Annotated in this window: 19 protein-coding genes and 2 tRNA genes; 7 read left to right on the top strand and 14 right to left on the bottom strand. The window is 45.4% G+C overall.

Annotation, left to right across the window (positions count from 1 at the left end; all coding sequences use genetic code 11):
* Window positions 1-19 precede the first annotated feature (19 nt).
* Together DW657_RS02515 and DW657_RS02510 are read left to right on the top strand one after the other, a co-directional pair.
* On the top strand, window positions 20-1,234 hold the full coding sequence (locus DW657_RS02515) for an aminotransferase class V-fold PLP-dependent enzyme (RefSeq protein ID WP_118311293.1): 1,215 nt from the start codon (window positions 20-22) through the stop codon (window positions 1,232-1,234).
* Between the two features lie 60 nt (window positions 1,235-1,294).
* Entirely contained in the window at window positions 1,295-1,903 is a 609-nt protein-coding gene (locus tag DW657_RS02510) for a ribonuclease HII (protein ID WP_089544839.1), read from the top strand.
* A 150-nt stretch (window positions 1,904-2,053) separates the two neighbouring features.
* Here the strand turns inward: DW657_RS02510 and DW657_RS02505 are convergent.
* Together DW657_RS02505 and DW657_RS02500 are read right to left on the bottom strand one after the other, a co-directional pair.
* Window positions 2,054-2,135: transfer RNA gene (locus tag DW657_RS02505), tRNA-Leu, on the bottom strand.
* A gap of 50 nt (window positions 2,136-2,185) precedes the next feature.
* Window positions 2,186-2,267: transfer RNA gene (locus tag DW657_RS02500), tRNA-Leu, on the bottom strand.
* 211 nt (window positions 2,268-2,478) lie between these two features.
* On the opposite strand from DW657_RS02500, the gene DW657_RS02495 reads away from it, so the two are divergent.
* The gene (locus DW657_RS02495; RefSeq protein WP_117661848.1) at window positions 2,479-3,570 is read left to right on the top strand and encodes a mannose-1-phosphate guanylyltransferase; all 1,092 of its coding nucleotides are present in this window, start codon (window positions 2,479-2,481) and stop codon (window positions 3,568-3,570) included.
* Between the two features lie 44 nt (window positions 3,571-3,614).
* On the opposite strand, the gene DW657_RS02490 is transcribed toward DW657_RS02495, so the two are convergent.
* From DW657_RS02490 to DW657_RS02480, 3 genes are all read right to left on the bottom strand, one after another.
* A complete protein-coding gene (locus DW657_RS02490) occupies window positions 3,615-4,016 on the bottom strand; it encodes an HIT family protein (RefSeq protein ID WP_089544840.1) in 402 nt (133 codons plus the stop codon).
* Between the two features lie 111 nt (window positions 4,017-4,127).
* Window positions 4,128-4,595, bottom strand: coding sequence for a transcription elongation factor GreA (gene greA / locus DW657_RS02485; protein ID WP_117661817.1), 468 nt, complete (start codon window positions 4,593-4,595; stop codon window positions 4,128-4,130).
* Between the two features lie 159 nt (window positions 4,596-4,754).
* Window positions 4,755-8,264: an ATP-binding protein gene (locus DW657_RS02480; RefSeq protein WP_118311292.1), complete on the bottom strand. Its 3,510-nt coding sequence runs from the start codon at window positions 8,262-8,264 to the stop codon at window positions 4,755-4,757.
* A 201-nt stretch (window positions 8,265-8,465) separates the two neighbouring features.
* Between DW657_RS02480 and DW657_RS02475 the strand changes: the two genes are divergently transcribed.
* The gene (locus DW657_RS02475) at window positions 8,466-8,933 is read left to right on the top strand and encodes a nucleoside deaminase (protein WP_089544843.1); all 468 of its coding nucleotides are present in this window, start codon (window positions 8,466-8,468) and stop codon (window positions 8,931-8,933) included.
* Between the two features lie 140 nt (window positions 8,934-9,073).
* Entirely contained in the window at window positions 9,074-10,381 is a 1,308-nt protein-coding gene (locus tag DW657_RS02470; RefSeq protein WP_118311291.1) for a nucleobase:cation symporter-2 family protein, read from the top strand.
* A 2-nt stretch (window positions 10,382-10,383) separates the two neighbouring features.
* Here the strand turns inward: DW657_RS02470 and DW657_RS02465 are convergent, their stop codons facing one another.
* Window positions 10,384-11,373, bottom strand: a complete 990-nt coding sequence (locus DW657_RS02465) for a YqiA/YcfP family alpha/beta fold hydrolase (RefSeq protein WP_118311290.1) — start codon at window positions 11,371-11,373, stop codon at window positions 10,384-10,386.
* Between the two features lie 166 nt (window positions 11,374-11,539).
* Here DW657_RS02465 and xpt point away from each other — a divergent pair, with 166 nt between their 5' ends.
* Window positions 11,540-12,106 carry a xanthine phosphoribosyltransferase gene (gene xpt, locus DW657_RS02460; RefSeq protein ID WP_117661821.1) on the top strand — a complete coding sequence of 189 codons (567 nt, stop codon included), beginning with the start codon at window positions 11,540-11,542 and terminating at the stop codon, window positions 12,104-12,106.
* Between the two features lie 68 nt (window positions 12,107-12,174).
* Here the strand turns inward: xpt and DW657_RS02455 are convergent, their stop codons facing one another.
* Window positions 12,175-13,368, bottom strand: coding sequence for a GDSL-type esterase/lipase family protein (locus DW657_RS02455; protein ID WP_118311302.1), 1,194 nt, complete (start codon window positions 13,366-13,368; stop codon window positions 12,175-12,177).
* 126 nt (window positions 13,369-13,494) lie between these two features.
* Here DW657_RS02455 and gluP point away from each other — a divergent pair, with 126 nt between their 5' ends.
* Window positions 13,495-14,703, top strand: coding sequence for a glucose/galactose MFS transporter (gene gluP, locus DW657_RS02450; protein ID WP_233522174.1), 1,209 nt, complete (start codon window positions 13,495-13,497; stop codon window positions 14,701-14,703).
* A gap of 91 nt (window positions 14,704-14,794) precedes the next feature.
* On the opposite strand, the gene DW657_RS02445 is transcribed toward gluP, so the two are convergent.
* From DW657_RS02445 to DW657_RS02420, 7 genes are all read right to left on the bottom strand, one after another.
* Window positions 14,795-15,670 carry an Rpn family recombination-promoting nuclease/putative transposase gene (locus DW657_RS02445; protein WP_118311289.1) on the bottom strand — a complete coding sequence of 292 codons (876 nt, stop codon included), beginning with the start codon at window positions 15,668-15,670 and terminating at the stop codon, window positions 14,795-14,797.
* Between the two features lie 204 nt (window positions 15,671-15,874).
* Entirely contained in the window at window positions 15,875-16,174 is a 300-nt protein-coding gene (locus tag DW657_RS02440) for a hypothetical protein (RefSeq protein ID WP_118311288.1), read from the bottom strand.
* 4 nt (window positions 16,175-16,178) lie between these two features.
* The gene (locus DW657_RS17630) at window positions 16,179-16,322 is read right to left on the bottom strand and encodes a hypothetical protein (protein WP_158573411.1); all 144 of its coding nucleotides are present in this window, start codon (window positions 16,320-16,322) and stop codon (window positions 16,179-16,181) included.
* Between the two features lie 255 nt (window positions 16,323-16,577).
* A complete protein-coding gene (locus tag DW657_RS02435; RefSeq protein WP_147381871.1) occupies window positions 16,578-17,423 on the bottom strand; it encodes a hypothetical protein in 846 nt (281 codons plus the stop codon).
* A 31-nt stretch (window positions 17,424-17,454) separates the two neighbouring features.
* Window positions 17,455-19,032: a RagB/SusD family nutrient uptake outer membrane protein gene (locus DW657_RS02430; RefSeq protein ID WP_118311286.1), complete on the bottom strand. Its 1,578-nt coding sequence runs from the start codon at window positions 19,030-19,032 to the stop codon at window positions 17,455-17,457.
* Between the two features lie 25 nt (window positions 19,033-19,057).
* Window positions 19,058-22,222, bottom strand: coding sequence for a TonB-dependent receptor (locus DW657_RS02425; RefSeq protein WP_118311285.1), 3,165 nt, complete (start codon window positions 22,220-22,222; stop codon window positions 19,058-19,060).
* 405 nt (window positions 22,223-22,627) lie between these two features.
* On the bottom strand, window positions 22,628-23,914 hold the full coding sequence (locus DW657_RS02420; protein WP_118311284.1) for an ATP-binding protein: 1,287 nt from the start codon (window positions 23,912-23,914) through the stop codon (window positions 22,628-22,630).
* Window positions 23,915-24,316: the final 402 nt, after the last annotated feature.

Raw genomic sequence — 24,316 nt, 5'->3', positions numbered from 1 at the left:
GAGTTAAGTTCTTAAAAATATGTATGATATCAATCAAGTAAGAGCAGATTTCCCGATTTTATCGAGAACGGTATATGATAAGCCATTGGTGTATCTGGATAATGCGGCAACCACGCAGAAGCCATTGTGTGTGCTTGATGCCATGCGCGACGAGTATCTCAACGTAAATGCCAATGTGCATCGTGGCGTTCACTATCTCTCTCAGCAGGCTACCGACCTTCATGAGGCTGCCCGCGAAACCGTGCGCAAGTTTATCAATGCGCCTAAGGTTGAGGAAGTCATCTTTACCCGCGGTACTACCGAGAGTCTGAATCTCGTGGTTTCATCGTTCAGCGATGCCTTTATGAGCGAGGGCGATGAGGTGATTATCTCTACCATGGAGCATCACTCCAATATCGTGCCTTGGCAGTTGCAGGCTGCCAAGAAGGGAATTGCCATCCGTGTAATCCCAATCAACGATAAAGGTGAGATTAACCTCGATGAATTCGCCAATTTATTTACCGAACGTACCAAAATCGTGAGCATTGCCCAGGTGAGCAACGTGCTCGGTACGGTGAATCCGGTGAAGGAGATGATTAAGATTGCCCATGAGCACGGTGTGCCTGTGATGGTAGATGGAGCTCAGAGTACTCCTCATTTCGCAGTGGATGTGCAGGATATGGATTGCGATTTCTTCGCTTTCAGCGGTCATAAGATTTATGGTCCTACCGGTATCGGCGTACTTTACGGCAAGGAAGAGTGGCTCGAGAAGTTGCCTCCATATCAGGGAGGTGGCGAAATGATTGAGAGTGTGAGCTTCGAGAAGACTACTTTCGAGAAGTTGCCTTTCAAGTTCGAGGCTGGTACTCCGGATTATGTAGCTACCCACGGTCTGGCTAAAGCCATTGATTATGTCTCAGCACTCGGTATGGATAACATTGCCAAGCACGAGCAGGAACTCACCCGCTACTGTATGGAGCAGATGCGGACCATCGATGGAATCAGACTTTTTGGTGAGCAGGAAGGCAAAGATGCCGTTGTCAGCTTCTTGGTTGGTGATATTCATCATATGGATATGGGAACCTTGCTCGACCGCCTTGGCATCGCCGTTCGTACAGGCCATCACTGTGCACAGCCTTTGATGGACCGCTATGGCATTCTGGGAACCGTTCGTGCAAGCTTCGCCTTGTACAACACCAAGGAAGAGGTTGATGCGCTCATAGCAGGCGTAAAACGCGTTTCACAGATGTTCTAGGCAGGACAATGCTCCGTTCATCTTCTTAACTCCAATATATCTTCTTAAGTAGATAGGAATATGTTAGAAAGTCATTATTATAAGGATATGATTGAGGCGGGCTGCGATGAGGCGGGCAGAGGTTGTCTGGCTGGTAGCGTCTATGCGGCAGCAGTGATTCTTCCTCCCGATTATCAGAACCCAGACCTCAATGACAGCAAAAAACTGACCGACAAGAAACGCAAGGCGCTCCGTGAACAGATAGAGCGTGATGCTGTGGCTTGGGCTGTGGGCATTGTTACTCCCGAAGAAATCGATCAGATCAATATTCTGAATGCGAGTTTCCTGGCGATGCATCGTGCCTTGGACCAGCTGAAGGTACGTCCTGAGGCTGTGATTGTGGATGGTAATCGTTTCAAGCCTTACAAGGACCTGCCTTATACCACGATTGTAAAAGGAGATGGAAAGTATCTCTCGATAGCTGCGGCAAGCATTCTTGCCAAGACTTATCGTGATGACTATATGGATGAGCTTGCAGAGGAATATCCACAGTACGACTGGAAGGGTAACAAGGGTTATCCTACCAAGAAGCATCGTGCTGCCATCAGGGAGTTTGGCATTACGCCTTATCATCGCAAGAGCTACAATCTTCTAGGCACAGGTGAACTCTCACTCGATTTTAAAGACTAGGTATCATAGCTGCAGTGCTATGATTTCCATATAAAAAAGCCGCTCAACAGATTTGCCTGTTGAGCGGCTTTTGATTAGAAGTCGAGGGTGATGCCCTTTTCCTAATCAGGCAAAAAAAAAGAGCCGCAAGTAAAAACTTGCAGCTCCTTGTACCCAGACCCGGGATCGAACCGGGATGGGTTGCCCCACTGGTGTTTGAGACCAGCGCGTCTACCGATTCCGCCATCTGGGCGATGGTGTTTGCAAAGGAAAGAGCCGCAAGTAAAAACTTGCAGCTCCTTGTACCCAGACCCGGGATCGAACCGGGATGGGTTGCCCCACTGGTGTTTGAGACCAGCGCGTCTACCGATTCCGCCATCTGGGCGATTGCGGGTGCAAAGGTACAAATAAAAATTGAAATAGCAAACTTTTTGGTGATTTTTTTTCTGAAAAAACAATTCCAAGGGCGAAAAAAGCTAAAAATGTGTTTTATTTCTCCTATTCTTTATTAAATTCTTAGAAAAGATTTGGCTTTCTCGCAGATAATGAGTAATTTTACACTTGAATTTAGTAACTTATAAAAAATGAACTATAATATGACACTTAATGATAATAATAATTATTGTGTGATTCTCGCAGGTGGAAAAGGTCGAAGACTTTGGCCATGCAGTCGGAGCAGTCATCCAAAACAGTTCATTGACTTCTTTGGAGTCGGACGTACCCAATTGCAGCAGACATTCGATCGCATGGCAAAGATAGTACCTGCCGACCATATTTATATCAATACCAACGAGGAATATGTAGATTTGGTGAAAGAGCAGTTGCCAGAGGTACCTGCCGACCGCATAATGGCTGAGCCTATTCATCGCAATACGGCTCCAAGTATGGCTTGGGCTAACCATCGCATCTCCATGCTGAACCCTGATGCGTGCATCATCAATACTCCTTCCGATCAGGCCATCTTCAATGAAGAGGCTTTCCGCAAGAATGTATTGGAGGGCTTGGCATTTGTTGCAGCTAACGACCGTTTCCTGACGATGGCTGTCAAGCCTACCCGTCCAGAACCGGGTTATGGTTATATCCAGATGGGCGATGTGGTAGAAGAGGATATCTATGCCGTACAGTCGTTTACGGAGAAACCTGAGCGTGATTTCGCCAAGATCTTTGTTGAGAGTGGCGAGTTCTATTGGAATACAGGTATCTTCCTGAGCAATGTCAAGCATCTTCGTGAGTGCTTCTGCAAGATTCTGCCTCCTGTGCTTCGTGAGTATGACAAGAAATATCCGGAGTTCAGCATAGAAACGGAGAATGCCTATATGAAGGAGACCTTCTCTTCTTACCCTAATATCTCGGTAGATTTTGGCGTATTGGACAAGCCATCCAATGCCTGCATGATGAAATGCGACTTCGGATGGGCCGACCTGGGTACCTGGCACAGTATCTATGAGGCGATGCAGAAGAGCGAGGATGACAATGTGGTGATAGACAGCGACGTCTTCATCGAGGATTGCCATAATACGGTGGTGAAGATGCCGAAGGGCAAGCTTGCCGTACTCAATGGTCTTGATGGCTTTATCGTTGCCGAGAAAGACAATGTGCTCCTGGTATGCAAGAAGGAAGATTCTTCTGCCCTTATTCGCAAGTATGTGAATGAGATACAGATGAAGAAGGGCGATGAATATGTATAGGATAGAAAAAGAGCAGCGAATCTTCGCTGCTCTTTTTTTATTGCTTATAACTTCTGGAATTCTGTATAAATCTTGTTGGCGATTTCCTTGAACTCCTCTTCAGAGAGCTTGAGGTGCTCCTTGCGGAAGTTCACGTCCGCCTCACTGTTCATAGGAATGAGATGGATGTGAGCGTGAGGAACTTCCAGTCCCAAAACCACCTGAGCCACCTTCTTGCATGGGAAGGCTGCCTTGATAGCCTTGGCTACTTTCTTGGCGAATACTTCAAACTCAGCCAGGTCTGCATCCTCCATATCGAAGATGTAGTCCACTTCCTTGCGAGGAATCACCAAAGTATGACCTTTGCCGATAGGGCTAATGTCGAGGAAAGCATAGAACTTGTCGCTTTCTGCACACTTGTAGCTAGGAATCTCTCCTGCTGCAATCTTTGAAAAAATGCTTGCCATAATCTCTATTTCTGTTTAAAATGAATAATATATCTTGATGGGCTTACATATAACATAAAAAGGAACCGTCATACGGGCATCACTGTCCGTATGATAGTTCCTTTATTCTTTTTATTCAAATGAAATCTTGTCGATGCGAAGATTGATGGTTCCGCGAGGAATCTTAATCTCTGCAATTTCACCAACCTTCTTGTTGAGCAATCCCTGTGCGATAGGGGTCTTGATGGAAATCTTGCCTTCCTTCAGGTTAGCCTCGCTCTCGCTCACGATGGTATAGGTCATCTTTGCCTTGTTAGCCATGTTGGTCATCTCTACCTTCGACATGATCTGCACGCTGTCGGTGCTGAGCTGCTTGGTGTCGATGATTTTAGCCTCGGCAATGGTGAGCTTCAGACGATTGATCTTATCTTCTAGATGAGCCTGAGCCTCTTTAGCGGCATCATACTCAGAGTTCTCACTTAAATCACCCTTATCGCGGGCTTCAGCAATTGCGGCTGATGCCTTAGGGCGCTCTACAGTTACGAGCTGTTTCAGCTCAGCTACGAGATTGTCGTAGCCTTCTTGTGACATGTAAGCCATAATTTTCTTTTTGTTTATTGTTATTAATTAAGTTGGCAGGAGGCATAAAAAATAAAGAATTCCAGTGCCTGTTGAGCACCGGAATCCTATATCTTATTGTGTCTCTTGTTTATCCTTTTGTTTATAATCCGATTGCAAAGATAGGACTTTATTTCTGAATCACCAAACTTTTTCGGTGAAATTTTGAAAATATCCTCCTTTTTCTTTCACATAGTCCATTAATTGGCTAAAAATCTGATTATTGCGCAATATCTCTGCATTGCCCGTCATAATCATCTGTTTCCGGGCTCGGGTAATGGCGACATTCAGCTTGCGGTCGATGATGGCTCCGTCTTCCACAAAGCTGTTGCCGGCAAGAAAATCGAGCTGCCAGATGTTCTGGATGGTGAAACTGTAGATGATGACATCACGCTGACTGCCCTGATAGCGCTCCACGGTGTCGATGCTGATCTTTTCCAGTTCCGGAATGCCCAGCTTTTCGATGCCTTTGCGCACCATGGCTATCTGGTTGCGATAGGGTACGATGACGCCCACCGTCTTCTGGGCATCAAACCTGTCGCCGTAGAAACGGTGGATGCGACGAAGCATATCCACTACGATTTCTGCCTCGTTGGCATTAATCTTGTCCGATACATTCGGCTCCTTGCAGAACCTGGAAGGGAGGAAGATCATGCGGTGCTCTTTCAGCAGGTCGTCGAGTGGATCTTCTGATGGGAGGGTGTACGACAGTTCCGGCTCCAACTGATGCGGACAAGGTACGGGTTCCAGCTTCTCCCGGCGGTAGAACATCCGGTTCGGAAACTCGGCAATCTCCGGATGCATCCGTCCCTGTCGGCGCAGGATGCCGATGAATTCGGTGCGCTCCTCGTGGTCTTCCCATCTGATCAGGCGCTCGAAGAGGGAGTTGCGGCAGTTGGTGAGGCAGATGTCCTGCAGGATACTCATATCGATGACACCCCCTTTCTGACTGTCGTTGATGGTAGGGATGCCCGAATCCTTCTCGCTCTGCTGCACGACGGCAGGCAACTGCTTGTAGTCGCCGATGAGGATGAACTTATCTACAGCCGATAGCAGACCGATGAGATTAGGCTCCAGTATCTGGCTCGACTCATCGATGATGGCAAGCTTGAAGTGCTTCAGCGTAAAGATGAAGGGCTTGGAGGTCATCATCGAAGTGGTGCCCACAATCACGCGCGTACCTATTATATATTGCTTGATGGCTTCCAGCTTCGGACAGTCGCTGATAGCCTTCTCTATCAGATAAGGGCGGAATCGCTCATCGCAGGAATACTCGCTGCCGAGGCGCAGAAATGGAATGCCGGAATCTACCAGCATCTCGCAGATTTCATCCACGGCACGGTTGGTATAGCTCATCAGCAGGATAGAGGACGCAGGCTGAAAAGCCGACTTGCCTCCGGCGGCGATGCTTTCTGCTGTAGGCATTCCAGTTCCGTCATTCAGTGCTTCTTCCACCATGAACTTCAGGGCACGACTGGTCTTTCCTGTTCCAGGAGGTCCCACGAGCAGGAAATAATCCTGTGCCTGCTTGGCACGGAGAATGATGTCGTCCAATACATCGTCATAGTGTCTGGTCAATTCCTGCGAAGTGTCTCTCTCTGGAACACGCTGGCCCAGAAGAAGGTCGCGTTTGTCCTTTGGTGCACAGATAAACTGGTGCAGGTTGCGGATGCTTCCCCCCGTAGAGGCATCACTCGTTCCGTGTTCGATGGCATACGGCAGGTTCGTCTCAAAGATGTCGGCGTTCTGCTGTCCATCGGTCAGGTGAACCACGATTTCATCGCTGTGAATCTCCTGCAGTACACCTTTATATAATATAGCCTTTCTCACATCCGGTTCTTCCTTGAGCTTGTAGGTATAGAGATACACCATATCGCCGATGCGGAAGTTGGGCAGGAAGTCCTTGCCCTGGTCGGGTACGCTCAGGGTGATGGTATCATATCCGCTTCCGGCGCAGCTCTGTTCCTTTCGGATGATGTGCAGGTCGGTATAGATATTGCCGGCATCCTTCTTCTCGGTGAGTGGCATAGTCCAGAGGTCGCTGCTCGATGTGTTCGTTCCTTCCTGTGCACCCACCTTGCTGATCATCTGTTCCCGTAATACGAAGGTCATCATGCGACAGAAGTAGGCTTCCTCCAGGGACGATAGGGTATGGAGCGGCTTGGTGATGGCTTCTATCTGCGGTTTCAGATACTTGTTGTAGAAGAAGTCCTGAGTGCCTGCCACATTCAATACCTCGGGGGTAAACTCGTTCAGCGCATGTTCGAAACCCTCCTTGGCTATCTCGAAGGAGGCGGCTACCAACTGGTTGCGGTATTGGATGGCTTCCTTGAAGAGCTTCTGGTAGTAGGCTACCACCATCAGTCCGTCCTGTGGACGGTATTTGGAGTAGAGCAATCGGATGTTCACGCGGTCGTTGCTCAACTTGAAGTTGTGCTGCAATACACCATAGTAGAGCAGGAGTTGCACATAGTGAGGCTCCAGCTGATAACTGTGATAAGCCGGATCCACCTGATGGTTTTCGATATTCATGTTGCGTCCTGATTTCTGTTCCACCAGCAGTTTGCAGTCGGTGGTCATCAGATCCACACGTCCCTGAATGCCGAGGGCTTCGCAGACGAACGAAGGTTCCAGGATAGCTTTCTTCCGGTCGTAAAGACTTTCGCCACGTAAAGCCGTCATCTGTGCCTGAGATGCGGTGCGGGGAAAGAGGATATCCACTACCTGCTGCAGATTGAAAGCCTGCAGGCTGGCATCGGTATAGAACTTCTTGGGGTCAAACCAGGGACAGGTGCAGAATTCCAGGGCTTTCTCCCGGAAGTTTGTCTTCACCGTCTCGTTCATCTGGTATTTGCCGTGGCTGTTGATGATGTCATCCAGCGCAGCTCCGGCAAAGTTACCGAGCAGGGTAGCCTGGGTGTTGGCTCTGGGCTTCATCAGGTTGAGAAGATAGAGCAGGGGATGATGACCGAAAGCCGTAAAACAGGTGGCGATGCTACTGATATCTACCAGATAATCCGGTTCCACCACGATGAGGCGGGGAGTGATGATGGGCTGCTTCACCTGACAGTCGAGCAGGTTGAGCTGCATCCCTTCCTTCAGGATATCCCAGAGATAGGTATGGTCGATATGATTCTCCTCATCCTTCAACTGCACGAGATATTCCTCCTCATCGGCATCCTGGTCGATGTCCACACGGATGAAATCTCCGTCCCAGTTCTTCACGATGCATCGGATACGGCGGTTGTTGATTTCCAGTCCCTTCTGATAAGGTCGGGGAGTATGCGGAATGAGCACGTTGAGTTCGTGGGGAACATCCACTCCGAAGACTGCTGAGATGAAGAGGGCGAGGGCACGTGCATCGTATTTCAGGTCTTCTCCCGAAAGCGGTTCCTGCGAGTTGCTGTGTCGGCGCATGGTCTGGATGGCAATCTTGTCTGCCACCTTGATGCCGCGTGCCTTGCAGAGATAGTCCACCTGCGAGAAAAGGTTACCGAAAGCCTGTTTCGTATCCTTCACTCCTTCGTGGCAGCAGAGGATGAGCGTGTCGTGCATCATCTTGTTGCGAGTCTGCGGTTCCAGTTCTGGGAGCATCAGGAGTTCCCTTACCCTTTGGAAAAGTTCTGCGGCGCTGATATTGTTCTGATTCATGAGATATTGCTAATTCTTGAAATGTAGGTACAAAGATACATCAATTTATAGATAAAAGCAAGAAAATAGAGATAAAAGAAAAAAGCCGCAGACTTTTTCTAAAATATAGGTAAGAAATGCTTGCCGTATCAATTCTTTTTTGTAAATTTGTAGCCCCCAAATGATAAAGATGGGATATTATTAATCTAAAATATTAAACGAATGACAAAAGAAGAATTGATGCATAGAGCCATTGAGCTCTCAAAGAATAGTGTGAAGACCGGTGGCGGACCTTTCGGTGCCGTTATCGCCAAGGACGGAATCATCATCGCTGAGGCTTCCAACAGCGTAACCATCGACCTCGATCCTACGGCACATGCCGAGGTGAACTGTGTGCGCCAGGCTTGTTTCAAGCTGAAGACCTTCAATCTGGAGGGCTGCGAGATTTATACCTCCTGCGAGCCATGCCCGATGTGTCTGGGTGCTATCTACTGGGCACATCTCGACCGTATCTATTATGCCAACGACAGAAAGGATGCAGCCAAGATAGGTTTCGATGATGAGTTTATCTACGAGGAGATAGACCGCAAGATAGAAGACCGCCATAAGCCGATGATTGCCCTGATGCGCGATGAGGCGCTGGGTGCTTTCCGCATGTGGGAGGAAAATACAGAAAAAACGGAGTATTAACACTCCGTTTTTTTATTGTTCAACGAATTATTCTACTAAAAGAACCGATTTCTCGGATTTTCTTTGTAATTTTGCCGCCAAATTCAGAAAAACCCTGAATTCTCTGATTATATGGAAATTCTCTAATTATTATAACGACAATGGAACAGTCAATAGAAAATCTCTACAAGCTTGACGGTAGAGTGCCCGTCGGTAAAGCACTCCCATTTGGTCTTCAACATGTGTTGGCGATGTTTGTCAGCAACATTGCTCCAATTATGATTCTTGCTGGTGCAGTAGGATTGGATAGTTCGGTGAGCGCTGTGCTCATCCAGAACTGTATGGTTATCGCCGGTATCGGTACTCTGGTACAGCTCTATCCGGTATGGCGCATCGGTTCCCGTCTGCCTATCGTGATGGGTATCTCCTTCACCTTCCTTTCGCTTGCCATCGCCATTGCTGGTGCTCATGGCATGGGTACGCTGATTGGTGCAGTCATCATCGGCGGTTTGGTAGAAGGTACACTCGGTCTCTTTGCCAAGTACTGGATCAAGCTCATTCCGCCTGTAGTAGCCGCTACCGTGGTAACAGCCATCGGTTTCTCGCTGCTTCCTGTAGGCGCCAACTCTTTTGCCGGTGGTCAGGGTGCTGCCGACTTCGGTAGCATGAACAATTGGGTTGTGGGTTCAGTAACCTTGCTCGCATGTCTCCTCTGCCAGATTTTTGCCAAGGGATTCCTCCGCTCTCTGTCGGTATTGGTTGGACTGCTGGTAGGTTATGTCTTGGCTCTCTTTATGGGAATGATAGATTTTAGCGGACTTACCGGCCTTTCTATCATTGCCTTGCCAAAGCTCCTTCCATTTACTCCGGAGTTTAATATCGGTGCCATCCTCTCGGTGGTAGCTGTTTATCTGGTTTCTGCCACAGAGACCATCGGTGATACTTCTGCGCTCTGCAACAGTGCCTTGAAGCGCGATCCTAATACCAAGGAGATGGGTGCAGCCGTATGCTGTGATGGTTTTGTCAGCACCGTATCGGGTCTCTTCGGATGTACTCCTATCACTTCGTTCAGCCAGAATGTAGGTTTGGCAGCCATGTCGGGAGTTGTAAACCGCTTTACCATTGCCTTGGGTGCCATCATCATGATTATCGGTGGTGTGTTCCCGGCTATCGGATATGTGCTCACCACCATTCCTCAGGCAGTATTGGGAGGCTGTACCATTATGATGTTTGGTAGCATCCTCTTTGCCGGTTTCGGTATGATGGCTCGCACGGGTTTCTCTCAGCGCAACATGGTCATCGTGAGTCTTTCACTCAGCGTGGGTCTCGGCTTTACATCAGCAACAGGTATGTTCAATATCTTCCCAGAGATTGTGCGTACCGTTTTCGCAGATAACTGCGTAGCTGTAGTCTTCCTGCTCGCCGTGATTCTGAACCTCGTATTGCCAAAGAATCTGGATAAGGCATAAGATTACTGTCCACCCAGTCTTTCGAAGAAGGTGATGATTTCCTCGAAGGTCTTGAATTCATCGCTGCCATATTCTATGGTTGTACCCATGAAACCATCGCATGGGCGAGGGTCGATGAAGTAATCGCCGTAGAGCAGGTTCTTCTGATTGCAGAAGATGATGTGGTTGTAGGCTGGGGTAGAGAGATATTCCTCTACCCAGGTCTGCACCTTCGCCATATATTCATGGTCGTTGGTTGGCGCTGGGGCTACGATATATACGTTGTAATGCTCTATCAGCATCTCGTAAGCCTTGTGCATCGAACTGGTTGCCTTCATGTAACTGTCGTGCAGGGCATCGAAGTCTATATATACGATAGGGCGCTCCTTGCCGTTCTGCTTGTCATCTATCCATCGGATTACCGGACAGAGATAGTGGAATGCCACCTTGTCGATGAGTCGGTGCTCGCCATGGAAGTGGATGGCTTGTGGATAGTGCTCATGGAAGAGGTCGAAGGTGTGGACTAACGGGTCTTCATCGCCGAAGAGACCATATACACGCTCCTGTTCCTTGGGAGTGATATCCTGGAAGCATCGCTCGGTGAAGTCGCGGTATTCCTTGATGAGACCTTTGGTAACCATCAGCTCGTTCACTCCATCCTTTCTCGGGTTCTGGAATTCCTGCTTGCCGGTCATGCTGCTCATCGTGTTTCCCATCTCGAAGGCTGGGTTTACGAGGATGCGGTCGAATCCTTTCAGCAGCTCGGTGTACATTCCGCCCATCGAAGTACCGATGATGAGGTCGGGTTGCTCTGTCTCTGCCATCTTCTGCAGCATCTCTAGGGCTTCTTCCGGATGAACCGGGATGTCTTCAGCCACGAGGGTAGCATTCGGCATCAGTTCCTGCAACATCTTCACGGTACCGCTCTGTGCAGAAGAGAGGAAACCGTGCACATACATGATTTTCTTGCCCGACATCAGGTCGGTGAATTGTTTGATATATGAATTCATAATCTTATAATTTTTATTGGGGGTAAGTCCTTAACTTCTTTCACTCCCAGTTATTTTGCTGCAAAATTACGGTAAATTGCAGACAAAACAAAATTATTGGGTGATAAACTTTCTTGTTTGCGAAAAAAGTAGTAATTTTGCACCCAATAACCAAAAAGTTCAAGTCATAATGGATTTACTGAAAGAAAGAATTATGCAGGAGGGCCGCTGCTTTCCTGGTGGAATCTTAAAAGTAGATAGCTTCGTAAATCATCAGATGGACCCAATCCTGATGATGGACCTGGCTAAGGAATTCGTGCGCCTTTTCAAGGACATCAAGTACAACAAGATTGTTACTATCGAGGCTTCGGGCATCGCTCCAGCCATCATGGTGGGTTACCTGACCAATCTTCCTGTTGTCTTCGTCAAGAAAAAGCAGCCTAAGACGATGGAGGGTATGATTACCTCGGTGGTTCACTCTTTTACCAAGGATCGTGACTATACGGTTTGCGTGAGCAACAGCTACCTGACTCCTGAGGATCATGTGATTTTCATCGATGACTTCCTCGCCAATGGTAACGCATCCAAGGGTGTGATGGATCTCTGCGAGAAGGCTGGTGCCAAGATCGAGGCGATGGGCTTCATCATCGAGAAGGCTTTCCAGCATGGTGGCGACTTCCTACGCAAGGAGGGTATCCGTTATGAGGCGCTCGCAACCGTAGAGAGCCTGGATGATTGCAAGATTGTCTTGAAGTAATACACCTATATTATATATTGTAAAAGCCGCCTGTTTATACGGGCGGCTTTTGCTGTTTTTTATATCGGCTATTTTATAATGTCTGCTGCATAGATTCCCATCGCCTTATAGCCTGTTGGGTTAGGATGGAGCCAGTCGTTGCTGGCGTATTCCCGCTTCATTCTTCTGTCATCATTCGGATCTTGAAGCAGCTTGGCGAAATCCAGAATGCCATCCACGTCCTTCGCCTGACTGCGGATCCAGTCGTTTACATAGAGGCGGGCAGCCTCGTGGAAGTGGGTATAATATCCTGCGCCCTTGAAGGGAGTGATGGTTCCCAGATAAACTTTCATCTTCCGGGCTTTCGCCTTCTTCATCATTCCCTGGATGCTCTCGATGATCTGCCGGGCTACGGTTTCGCTGCTGCCGCTCCTGGCTGCACCGATGTCGTTGACTCCCTCGAAGATCACCACCTTCTTCACGCCGCTCTGCATCAGGATGTCTCTGTCGAAACGTTCCTTGGCAAGGGCTCCGAATCCGCCCGGTACGGTTACGCGGTTGTTGCCGATGCCCAGGTTCAGCACACCCTGATTGGTTATCTTATGCTTCAGCTGCAGCATCTCCGACATCACGTCGGGCCATCGGTTCTGGGCATTGTCGGTAGAGCATTTTCCGTCGGTGATGGAGTTTCCGATGATGGCGATGGCACTCATGTTGTTGCTCATCGTATAGACATCGATGCCGCTGATGTTGTACCAGTGGTTCTCCCGGAATGCCTTTTCAAAGTTGGAGTGGGCATTGGTTACTCCCTTCATGATATAGGAGGTGGTGCGCGAACCCATGTGTACGGTCGGAATTTCGGGAGCCGAGGTGTAGTTGATGGTGATGGCTACACGCTCCAGATTCCTGAGTTTGAACTTCAGGGCATCGCTCACAATCTGCTTGCCGGCAGGGATGACGGTCTTGTAGCTGTTGCCGAACTTGAAGTATTGCGCCGTCTTGGCATCGATGTCGGAGGAATCCTTGGCATGAGCGATGTAGATAGATCGGATCTCTACGGGTTGCATCGAATAGATGTTGCTCAACTTGAGGCGGATCACGTCGCCTCCTATGCTAACCTTTACCACCTGGCGTACCGAACGGTTAGTCATGCAATTGTTATAGGGCATAAATGATTTGACTACAGTTTGCGGAGCTGTGGCCCAGGTGCCTACCCAGTTCTGTGCCAGAGAATAAGTTGATAGGGCACAGAACATCATTAAGAAAACTAATAATCTTTTCATCATACGTGCAAAGTTAGATAGAAAAGGCAATAAAACCAAGAAATTTAAAAACTTTTTTCATAAAACTTTGGAGAATATTGAGAAAAGTTGTACCTTTGCCCAAAATTCTAACTAAAATATAAGTCTATGCAACCAACAAAAAGTTTTGCGATTCCATTGTCGTTCATTGGAATCATGTTTTTCTCTTTGGGCTTTGCCCTGGGTATTAATTCCTTGCTGGTGCCTGTATTGCAGGGCTCGCTGGGTATTTCCAATGCTGCCTCTTATCTCATCATCGCAGCCACCTTCATTCCGTTCCTAATTTTCGGTTATCCTGCCGGACTCACCATCAAGGCTATCGGTTATAAGAAGACGATGTCGCTGTCGTTTGTCATCTTCGCAGCAGCATTCTATCTCTTCATCCTTTCTGCCGATGAGAAGAGTTTCCCACTGTTCCTGCTTGCTTCTTTTGTAAGTGGTGCTGCCAATGCCTATCTCCAGGCATCCGTCAACCCTTACATCACCATTCTGGGTCCTTTGGATAGTGCAGCCAAGCGTATCAGTATGATGGGTATCTGCAACAAGTTGGCGTGGCCAATCCCATCCATGTTCATCGTATGGCTGCTGGGCAAGGATGTTCATCTCATCGGAATCGAGGATTTGTCCAAGCCATTTTGGATCATCATCGTAGCGTTCCTGGCTTTGGGTGTTCTGGCATTCCTGGCTCCATTACCAGAGGTAAAGGCTGCCGGCGAGGATGAATCAGAGGAGGAGGAATCTGCTGCCTGCGCTTATGCAGCAACCAAGACCTCTGTCTTCCAGTTCACTCACTTGCTTTTGGGCTGTCTGGCGCTGTTCCTTTATGTAGGTGTTGAGACGGTTTCTCTCGGTACATTGGTAGATTATGCCAATTCCCTGGGTTTGCCTGGTGCAGCTAACTATGCCTGGATTGCTCCTATCGGTATTGTTATCGGTTATATCTGCGGTATCATCCTGATTCCTAAGTACATCAGTCAGGCGGTAGCCTTGAAACTCTGTTCGTTCCTGGCAATCGCCGGAGCTTTGCTGGTGGTTCTTACTCCAGCCGAGATTTCCATCTATTTCATCTCATTGATGGCATTGGGTTGTTCTCTGATGTGGCCTGCTCTCTGGCCATTGGCAATGGCAGATCTGGGTAAGTTTACCAAGTCAGGTTCTTCATTGCTCATCATGGCGATGTTTGGTGGAGCTGTTCTTCCTACGCTCTATGGCAGTCTGAAGGATGCAGTAGGTGCTCAGCAGGCATATTGGCTCTGTCTCCCTTGCTTCCTCTACATTTTGTATTACAGCATCCACGGCTACAAGATCCGTTCATAGTATCGTTTCTTATCAGCTGAGATGATAAAAAAGTAAGGTGTATCCTCTGTAGCCTTCGATGATGAAAGGCTAGGGGATACACCTTATTATATTATAGTCTTTTAATTTCCTGCTCTGTCAAACCAGTAATTAAAGCTATCTGCTCTATGCTCAATCCATTAGCCAGCATTTTGCGGGCAATGTTATTTTTCTCTTCAGTTCTACCTTCAGCTCTGCCTTCTTCCATACCTTCCAATCTGGCATTTCCCAAAACATCATTTTGAATCATGATGGCATTGATGTGCTCATCGTATGCATAACGTTCTGCATCCGACATGGAATAGTATTTCAGTTTCTCACGAGCTTCCTGCAGACCTGGTGCCTGGGTGTCTGGAGAGATGACTCCATTTTTCAGGTATTCAACCCATTCTTCCAATGGTGATTTAGCCACCTTGTTGAATTCGTTTACACGAACCAGAATATAAGTTGGGAAAATCTCGGAAGGCGATTTCCTCACTATCGTATCTTTCTCCTTGGTGCTGATGATCAGATGGTCTTGGGTATGCAAGCCCACGAAGTTGTTCTGTCCCACATAAATATAGTCAGAACCCTTGCCCAGATCAAAGTACAGAATGCTGATGGAATATACCTTCTTCACCTCTTTGTATGTATTTCCCAGATTGATATGCTCTGTAATAGCTTTGGCTACTCCATATAGTACACGCTCCAGGTAATACAGTTCACTTGTGTTCTGTATCTCGACGATAATGATTTCTCCCTTGCTGTTTTTCGCCTTGATATCTACCCTGTTGAACTTATCATTAGCCTGTTGCTGGTTACCTTCGCTTTCCAGAATATCAACAATCTTAATAGGTTCATTCAGAAACACAGTCAAGAAGCCCTCAAGCACACCAAAGTTCGCCTTTTGGCGAAGCAAACGCTTGATAGCCCAGTCAAATCTTATGTATCTATCTTTCAATTCTGCCATATTTACCTCCTTAGTTTTAATGATTCAACTTTTGTTTTGCAAAGATAAAAAAAACGGGGGCATCACCAGCATCGAATAATCTGGGAGAGGGCCTTACCGGGACTGCGCTGCAAAGATAATAATAAATATGGAATATACCAAAGATTTTTTCGAAAAATTATTCTCCATGATAAAAGCCATTATTGCTCATTTCCTGCCACGATTTTAATCTCTTCTTCCTTCATGATAATCTATTTTTACTGACTTGATTGGTTTGAGAAAAGTCTCAGGATTGATATACAGATTCTTCAATATGGGCAAAAGGTCAATATACTCTTCCGTTTCGCCCAAACCTTCATAATCTGCCATAACAACAATATATCCCTTATCCCATTCCTTAACCTCTGTATATCGTTTGAGGCATTTTGGAGAACGAAATCGGATATTGTTATTGCCATATCTAAACGAAGTCATATCTCCATCATTGGAGAGTAACGCTACTGATGAAAGATTCTCCTTGTTCATAACTTTATCTCAAATGTGGTGCAACTTCTCCGTTTGGCAACAAGATTCCTGCCTCAATGAGAAATTTTCTTGCTGCTTCTTTACTGGCAGTAGAAGCCTTTCTTACAGCCTCTAATCTTTCTTGTCTTTTGCTATCAAATAAATCCATATTCTACCTCCTTGTTTTAATGATTCAACTTTCGTGCTGCAAAGATTATGCAAACGAGTGCAATGTAAGCTTGCTTACAGATTGCCGAGTGCAGCTTTTCTTCTGCAAAGATACGCTTTTCTTCTGAAAGATGCAAGGAATTATTGGAAAATGTTTGAGAGTGAGGGAGATAAAAAGAAAAAGGTGTATCCTCGCTTGCCCGATATGTTGGGCAAGAAGGATACACCTTAATTTATTATTTATCTAGCTGAAATACTATTTGTTGCCTGGCCATTTGTCCCATTTGAATGAGAAATAGCCACCAGGGAACAAGTCTTTATCATCAGTCAGAAGGAAGTTTACGACAAAGATATCACCTTCGTTGCTGAAATTGTTATAATCTGGATAATTCTTGGTGTCCCAGTACATCTTATAGCCAGCATTTGGGAATATATCAAGCTTACCGGCAGATGCCAAATCCTTGGCGCTATAATCTTCATTGAGATAGAACTGGATGTCGGCTTCGCCTATTTCATCGCCATAAATAGCATTGTACGGAGCTACAAGCTTGTAAAGATTGAACTCGTCAGTAACTGCGTGTAGAATCTTTACGCCTTCTACAGTTGCGGGTGTTTCTGCAAAAGTAGCATCAGTAAATGATACAGTACCAGCATCCTCCCACTCATAATCACACATGATAGAGATTGTTGACTCTGTAAGCATATTGTTAGTTACAGTATCCTTCAATGCAACATCGGCATCGCTTAATGTCAGCTTTGCTTTATAAGTTGTACCTTTCTGCATATTCTCAGCCTTGATAGTAACGATAGCTACACCCTCGCCTGCCTTGAATGTTACCTCACCATTATTTGGGTCAGAGAAAATCTTATCGGCAGTAGTGCTTATATTGTAATGTGCAGTATATTCCTTACTAGCGTCAGAGCGGACGAATCTTACTGGAATTTCCAAGCTTGACTCTTGAGTCTGATAGCTTTGTGTCTTAGTTGACAAAGAAACGTTCTCACTCATAGGAGTATAGATAGGTCCTTCTTGGTCTGTGCTACAAGAAGCCAATGTCAACATTGCTACAAAAGCGATAGCTAAAAACTTTATATGTTTCATTTTTTATAGCCTTTTAAAATTATTGTATAAATTACTTGTCGCCAGTTGGATTCTGGTCTTCCTGCGCATTCATATTGACATTTCCGTCAAATTCTGCCTGTGGAATTGTTAATACCCACATATAATTCTCAGGATCATCAGATGGGCGATTCGTCAACAATATGCTAGGATCATTTGGCCATCCTTGTTCTGTAGAACGGACAAAACCCTGACGAAGACGACGAATATCGTAAATGCGACCATATTCACCCCAGAGCTCGATTCGGCGCTGCTTGATAATTTCCTCACGAAGTGAGCCTGTCTTGTCTGATGTTAACTTGCCCATTGCTGTTCCGGTTTTGGTGCAAGAATAGTTAGGGTCTCGATGCTTCATCAATGTATTCAGCAATTCCTTAGCCTTTGCATCATGACCTTGCATGCACTCTGCCTCAGCTGCAGTTAAGTACATTTCCTCAATACGCATCCAAACATAGTCACCTAACCAACTTGCTGCATTTGAAAACTTGAACTTTTCTTGCTGGTATCCTCCATCGGCATTGTTCTTGTCTTGTGGATTCCACCAACAACGACGGGTATCAGTCTCAGACATACTATTGTACAAATCTTTATTTATCTGCTTACGAGCAGAAGCGCCATATTTTCCAATAGCTGCATCCATATGGGTGAAGAGAGAAGCATAAGCACCTGACTGGTCTGCGATAATAGTTGCACCCCAGATAACATTCTTATTACTAACAGTATTTATGAAGTTAGGAGCATCTTCAACAAAGTCGGCAGCCTTTATGTTCTGAATCTCATACTGACCGCTGTTGATAACTTCTTCTGCAGCAGTTGCAGCAGTTGCCCAATCTTCCATAGTCAATGCCACACGTGCCTGAATGCCAAGAGCTGCATACAACCCTACAAAAGATTTATCCTTCTTGATAGAAGTTGTGCCATCACTTGCTTTCAAGTATTCAACAGCCTTAGCTATATCACTTGAAATCTGAGTGTAAACCTCTTGCACTGTAGAACGCCCCTTTCCATCTGTCTTGTTGGTTGTCGGTTCTGTATAAAGAGGAACACAAGGATCACTCTCATGTCCCTTATAAGTGCGAGCGAATGTCTGAGCCAACATGAAGTAAGCGTATGCACGGACACCATATGCTTGTCCAATTACGTACTTCATATCAGTATCATTCTCGCCCAGATTTGCATCATTCTTGATAATGTAGTTGGCATTCTGAACCCAAGCATAGTAGGCATTCCACAAGTCGTATGAACGCCAGGCACTTGATGTATATCTTGGCTTAACATTGTAAACAGCATCAAACCAAAACCAACCAGAACCCATTCCATTCATGATGCAATCGTCACCCATAACGTCTGCCATCAAGTTGTAGGCAGAAATGCCAAAGCACTGATGGGTATTAGCTGCCGTTGACCAACCTGCGGTGTACATAGAACGGTAGATACCATTCATTGCAATCATGGCAGCATCGGCACTACCTTCCATAGTAGAACCAGAAACTCTATCAGTAGGAGAAGTCTCCAATTGGTCATCGCTACATGAAGTTACGAAGCCCAGTGTGAGAGTTCCCATGAATATATATTTTAATATTTTATTCATAATTATTTATCTTTTCGTTTCTTGTTTAGAAATTGATTTCAAGACCTATTGTATATGACTTGTTTGGAGAATAAACATAATCGGTAGAACCATTAAAATTATATTGTGGATCCATACCCTTCATATGACTCCAAAGTGCAAGATTCTCTGCTGTACCATAAATGCGCACACCGGAAAGGTGCAATTTGCTGGTAACAATCTTTGGCAGTGTATAACCCAATGTGATGTTCTTGATTGCGAAATAAGAAGCATCTATCAAGTAATTGTCAGTAAGAGTATATTTGCCAGCAACCTCGATACGTGGAATGTCGGTGATATCACCAGGCTTTTGCCAGCGACGAAGTGCATTTTTGTTCCAAGCATTGTTGAAATACATATTTTGCATAGAACTCATATACAAGTTGTCCAAAATCTTACCTCCAATCGAGTATGTGGTCGTGACGCTAAGGTCGATGCACTTGAAGAGATTCAAACTTGTATTGATGCTACCATAGAGGTCTGGCATGCGGTCTCCACAATAGTACTTGGAATTGGCAGCCTTTGTGTAATCCGAAGTGATGTATTCGCCAGTCACCTTACCATTGTCATCCATATTCTCATATGCATAGTAGAGCTGGGCTCCTGTCTGTGGATCTACACCTGCGGATTTTGCCATATAGAATGTATAAATAGGCAGTCCTTCCTTAATAATGTAACTTCCACTTACAATCTGATTTGATTTATCTGTAAGCTTCAGCACCTTATTCTTGATGGTTGAACCCATCCACTGAATGCGCCATACAGCATTTTCATTCTTGATAGGAGTAACAGCCAGCATCAACTCAAAACCCTGATTGCGAACGTTACCCACATTTGCATTGTAACCACTGAATCCAGTAGAAAGAGCCATAGGATAGTTGAGCAACATATCTGAAGTCTTGCGGTTGTAATACTCTACGCTGAAGTCGATGAGACGATTGAGCAAAGAACCTTCAAGACCGATGTTCAAGTTGCCACTCTTCTCCCAAGAGATATCCTTGTTTTCCAAGGAAGATACGAAACCTCCGATTGCACCACCATTAGAATAGCTCAAGTCATAGAGATTCTGCCATACATAATAATCCTGATAGCCTAATGCATCGAGGATAGCGTCATTACCCTGCTGACCATAAGAGGCCTTCAAAGAAAGATTGTCTATCCACTTAACATTCTCCATAAACTTTTCATTGCTAATGCGCCAGTTAGCACCTACAGACCAGAATGTACCCCAACGATTGTCCTTGTAGAAACGGGAAGAGCCATCTCGACGGAATGAAGCTGAGAAGTAATACTTGTCATCGTAGTTGTAATTAGCACGACCCAACCAAGACTCCACATCATATTCTGTAGAATAAGAGGTGCCATCTGTAAGTTTTGCTGCTGGAGCCAACTCGTCAATACCATCCACGATATTTGTCTTGGCAGCATTCATATACTTATATTTCTTCTGGTAGAATTCATGACCAGCAAGCAAATCAACGCTATGTTTGTCAAATGTTCGGTTCCAGGTAAGCAACTGGTTGAATGTATAACTCAGTGTACGGTTATGAGCTTTTGTGATGTAGCCACCAGCATTAGCTTGGTTGCCATGGTATTTATTCATCATTGTTGTCTGCTCACCGGAAACATAATCGGCACCAAAATTTAATGTGAGTTTCAAGCCTTTTGCCCAGCCAAAGGAATCCTTGTCTGAACCAAATGACATATAGGTTCGAACACTTGCATTATCATAAGTGTTGTACGACTTGTCTTCGTAAAGACCAGCCAAAGGGTTATAGTCTGTCAATGATGGACGACCATTCTCACCATAATCAAACTGACGATTGCCATTGGCATCCAAGAGATCCTTACCACTAGCATCCTTAAGATACATTGGATACAAAGGGGAAACAAACTGAGATGAATAGAAGACATTATTTTGGGCAGAAGAATGATCTTTATCTGCGTATTGGTTATATTTACTGCTAGTATATGCCAAAGAGGTATTCATGCCAGCCTTGAACCAATCATTTATCTGTGAATCGACATTAGTACGTCCAGAATAACGCTCGAAATTAGTATTCTTTAATATACCATTCTCATTCAAATATCCCAAAGAAATAAGATATTGTGTTTTCTCTGTTCCGCCAGAAACTGAAAGTTCATGTTCGTGGCGTGGAGCACCACTATTCATCAGCATGTCCATCCAATCATCATTCCATGCGGAAGTTGCGTCAGAACGTACCTGCTCGGTAGTAGGATCGATAATCTCTGAAAAAGTATAATTCTTAAATGGGTTATACTGTTCGCCACCCAGATTGCTGCTCAATGCTGCACGAGCCGCAGCTACTGCTGCCTCATGAGACATACCATTGGTAAATTCATAAGAGTTGCGCAAAGCTTCGTATGACAACTGAACAAATTCTTTCTGGTTCACGTTCTCATACTTTGGAAGTGCACGATAAGACCAGCCCAAGGTATTCTTGAAAGAAACCTTGGTCTTACCTGTTTCACCCTTTTTTGTTGTAATCATCACTACACCATTCGCACCACGAGCACCATAAAGTGCACCTGCAGAAGCGTCTTTCAATACTGTAATCTGTGCAATATCAGAAGGGTTGATACTAGAGATGTTACCATCATAAGGAATACCATCTACAACATAAAGAGGGTTGTTAGATGCATTTATAGAGCCAAAGCCACGAACAATAATCTTTGCGCCCTCACCAGGCTGTCCGCTACCAGATGTAACTGTGACGCCAGCAACCTGTCCATCAAGAGCCTTAGATACGTTGGATACTGCACGGTTTTCCAACTGCTCGTTACCAATAGCGGCAGCAGAACCCGTAAATGAAGACTTCTTCATCTTACCATACGCAACAACGACTACATCTTCCAAAGAATGATTGTCTGGATCAAGAACAATCTTCATGTTCTTGCCTGCCTTCACGCTAGTAGAGTTCATACCAATGTATGTAATCTCCAACTTAGCTCCAGCTGGAGCGTTCAAAGAGAAGTTACCATCAATGTCGGTAACTGTACCTGTGTTAGTGCCTGCAACCTTGATAGAAGCACCGATAACTGGGCTTCCGTCCTCAGAAGAGGTCACGTGACCAGAGATTTGACTTTGTGCAAAAGCCATGCTCGTACTGAGAGCAAGACCTGCAACTACTGTCATGAGTCTTTTTTCCATAAATCTCTCTCGTTTTAAATAAATGAATATATAATGTTTATTATTTCTTTCTCTCAACTTAACTTATATGATCACTCACAAGGAGCAGTCTATCATCTTTTTGCTCTCCACCTCTTGCCCCGAGGTGGAGGAGTTCGCTTTTTATACCTTATATTATATAAGGGTCTGTAAGTCTAAAACTTACTTAATTTTAAAGAATATTTTTAATCGGGTGCAAAATTAAGCATTATTTAGGAAACCACCAAACTTTTTTCAGAAAAAGTTGCACTTTCTACTACATTTTGTTATAAATATCCGGTTTTTATGCGCTTTTTCTTATAAAATGTAAAGAATCGGGCGACAGTTCATTTAAAAACCGTCGCCCGTTTAAGATTCTAGCTTTCAGTCTCCAGCTCCTTAGAGAGCTTAGAGGGATTCGGCAGCCCAGAGAGGGATATTGGTTACCCAGTCCTCTGGTCTGTAATCATTCATCGAGATGCGATAAGCGGCTTGCGGGTGGTTATCCTCTACAAATTGACGCAAACTCTTAGCTTTCACGTTCGTCTCCGCTTTCACTTCTATCGGAATCACCTCGCCCTCTTCGTCTTCTATCAAGAAATCTATCTCTTGTGTACTCTTCGGTTTAGAGAAATAGTATGGTTCGTAGCTTAGCAATAGCTGCTGCATCACATATTGTTCAGTCAAGGCTCCCTTAAATTCCGTAAAAATATCGTTGCCCGAAATGACGGTTGTGGTCTTTAGGCGAGCCATCGCTCCCAGCAGTCCCACATCTAGCAGGAATATCTTAAAGGCGGCACGATCTTCATAGCTCTTCAGCGGGATGCGCGGAGCCTTCACATTATATACCTTATATATAAGTCCTGCATCTTGAAGCCATTGCAGGGCTATTTCATACTCTCTGGCTCTAGCTCCCTCTCTCACTAATCCGTAGATAAATTTGCGGTTCTCTTTGCTCAGTTGTGCAGGAACCGAATTCCAAATGTCTGTTATTCGAGGCACAATCTCCAAAGGGGCATGCTTGGATATATCTCTTTGATAACTCTTCAATATTTCGTTTTGTATCATCCTAACTTCCTTCCAATCCCGGTTTTGGCTGAAGCTGAGCACTGCTTCGGGCATTCCACCTACATAATAGTAATATCTGATCAATTCTTGGTATTTAGGAGCAAAGGCATTGATCATGTCCCAGTCCTTGTTTTGCAAGAATTGAGCCAATCCGTTTTCACCCATCGCCATGACAAACTCCACGAAACTCATAGGATATAAACTGAGAAATTGTACCTTACCTACGGGAAACGATTCCCCCTTGTGAAGTTCGATGCCGAGCAAGGAGCCTGCCGCCACTACATGGTAGCCTGGAGCATTCTCATAGAAATACTTGAGTGATGTGATGGCATTGGGGGCAGCTTGTATCTCGTCTAGAAAAATAAGGGTGTCGCCCTTCGTACATGTTACATGCGTCGCAGCCCCAATGGCTGTGACAATTCTGTCTATGTCGAAGTCTTGTATGAAGACATTCTGCAAGACTTTCATGTTTTCAAAGTTGACATAAGCCAACTGCTTGTAGTTTTGACGTGCAAACTCTTTTACAAGCCAAGTCTTTCCTACCTGTCTTGCGCCCTCTATTACAAGGGGTTTGCGCCGAGAACTATCCTTCCATTTAACCAGTTCTTTAATACTTGTTCTTTCCATAATTCCAGCTCCTTTTTACACATTTTTCTAGGGAACCCTCTTAGATGCTCCCACATTTTTCGGGGGAATAACAGTGCAAAGTTACACATTTTTCGAGGGAATAATGGAGTTTTTCTACACATTTTTCGGGGGAATGTTGGAAAACGCTTGTTTTTTAAGCATTTTTAAATTCTAGCTTTCAGTCTCCAGCTCCTTTCCGAGAACAAAGAGCATATAGAGAGGAATATTCAGCATCTTAGAATCCTCATTTCTACCGTATGGCAGGAAACAGGTTCGGAGAGACCGCTTGGAGGAGTTTAAAGAAAGTTTCCTTTATAGAGGAAACTTTTGGGGAAAAATTACCCCCTATAAAGGAAATATCTTATGATTTTTCTTCCTTTATAAAGGAAAATGTTGTATCTT

The organism is Prevotella sp. AM23-5 (assembly GCF_003473645.1).
GTDB lineage: Bacteria > Bacteroidota > Bacteroidia > Bacteroidales > Bacteroidaceae > Prevotella > Prevotella copri_A.
The sequence above is the reverse complement of the archived record's forward strand: the minus strand, read 5'-3'. Positions and strand labels throughout refer to the sequence as shown.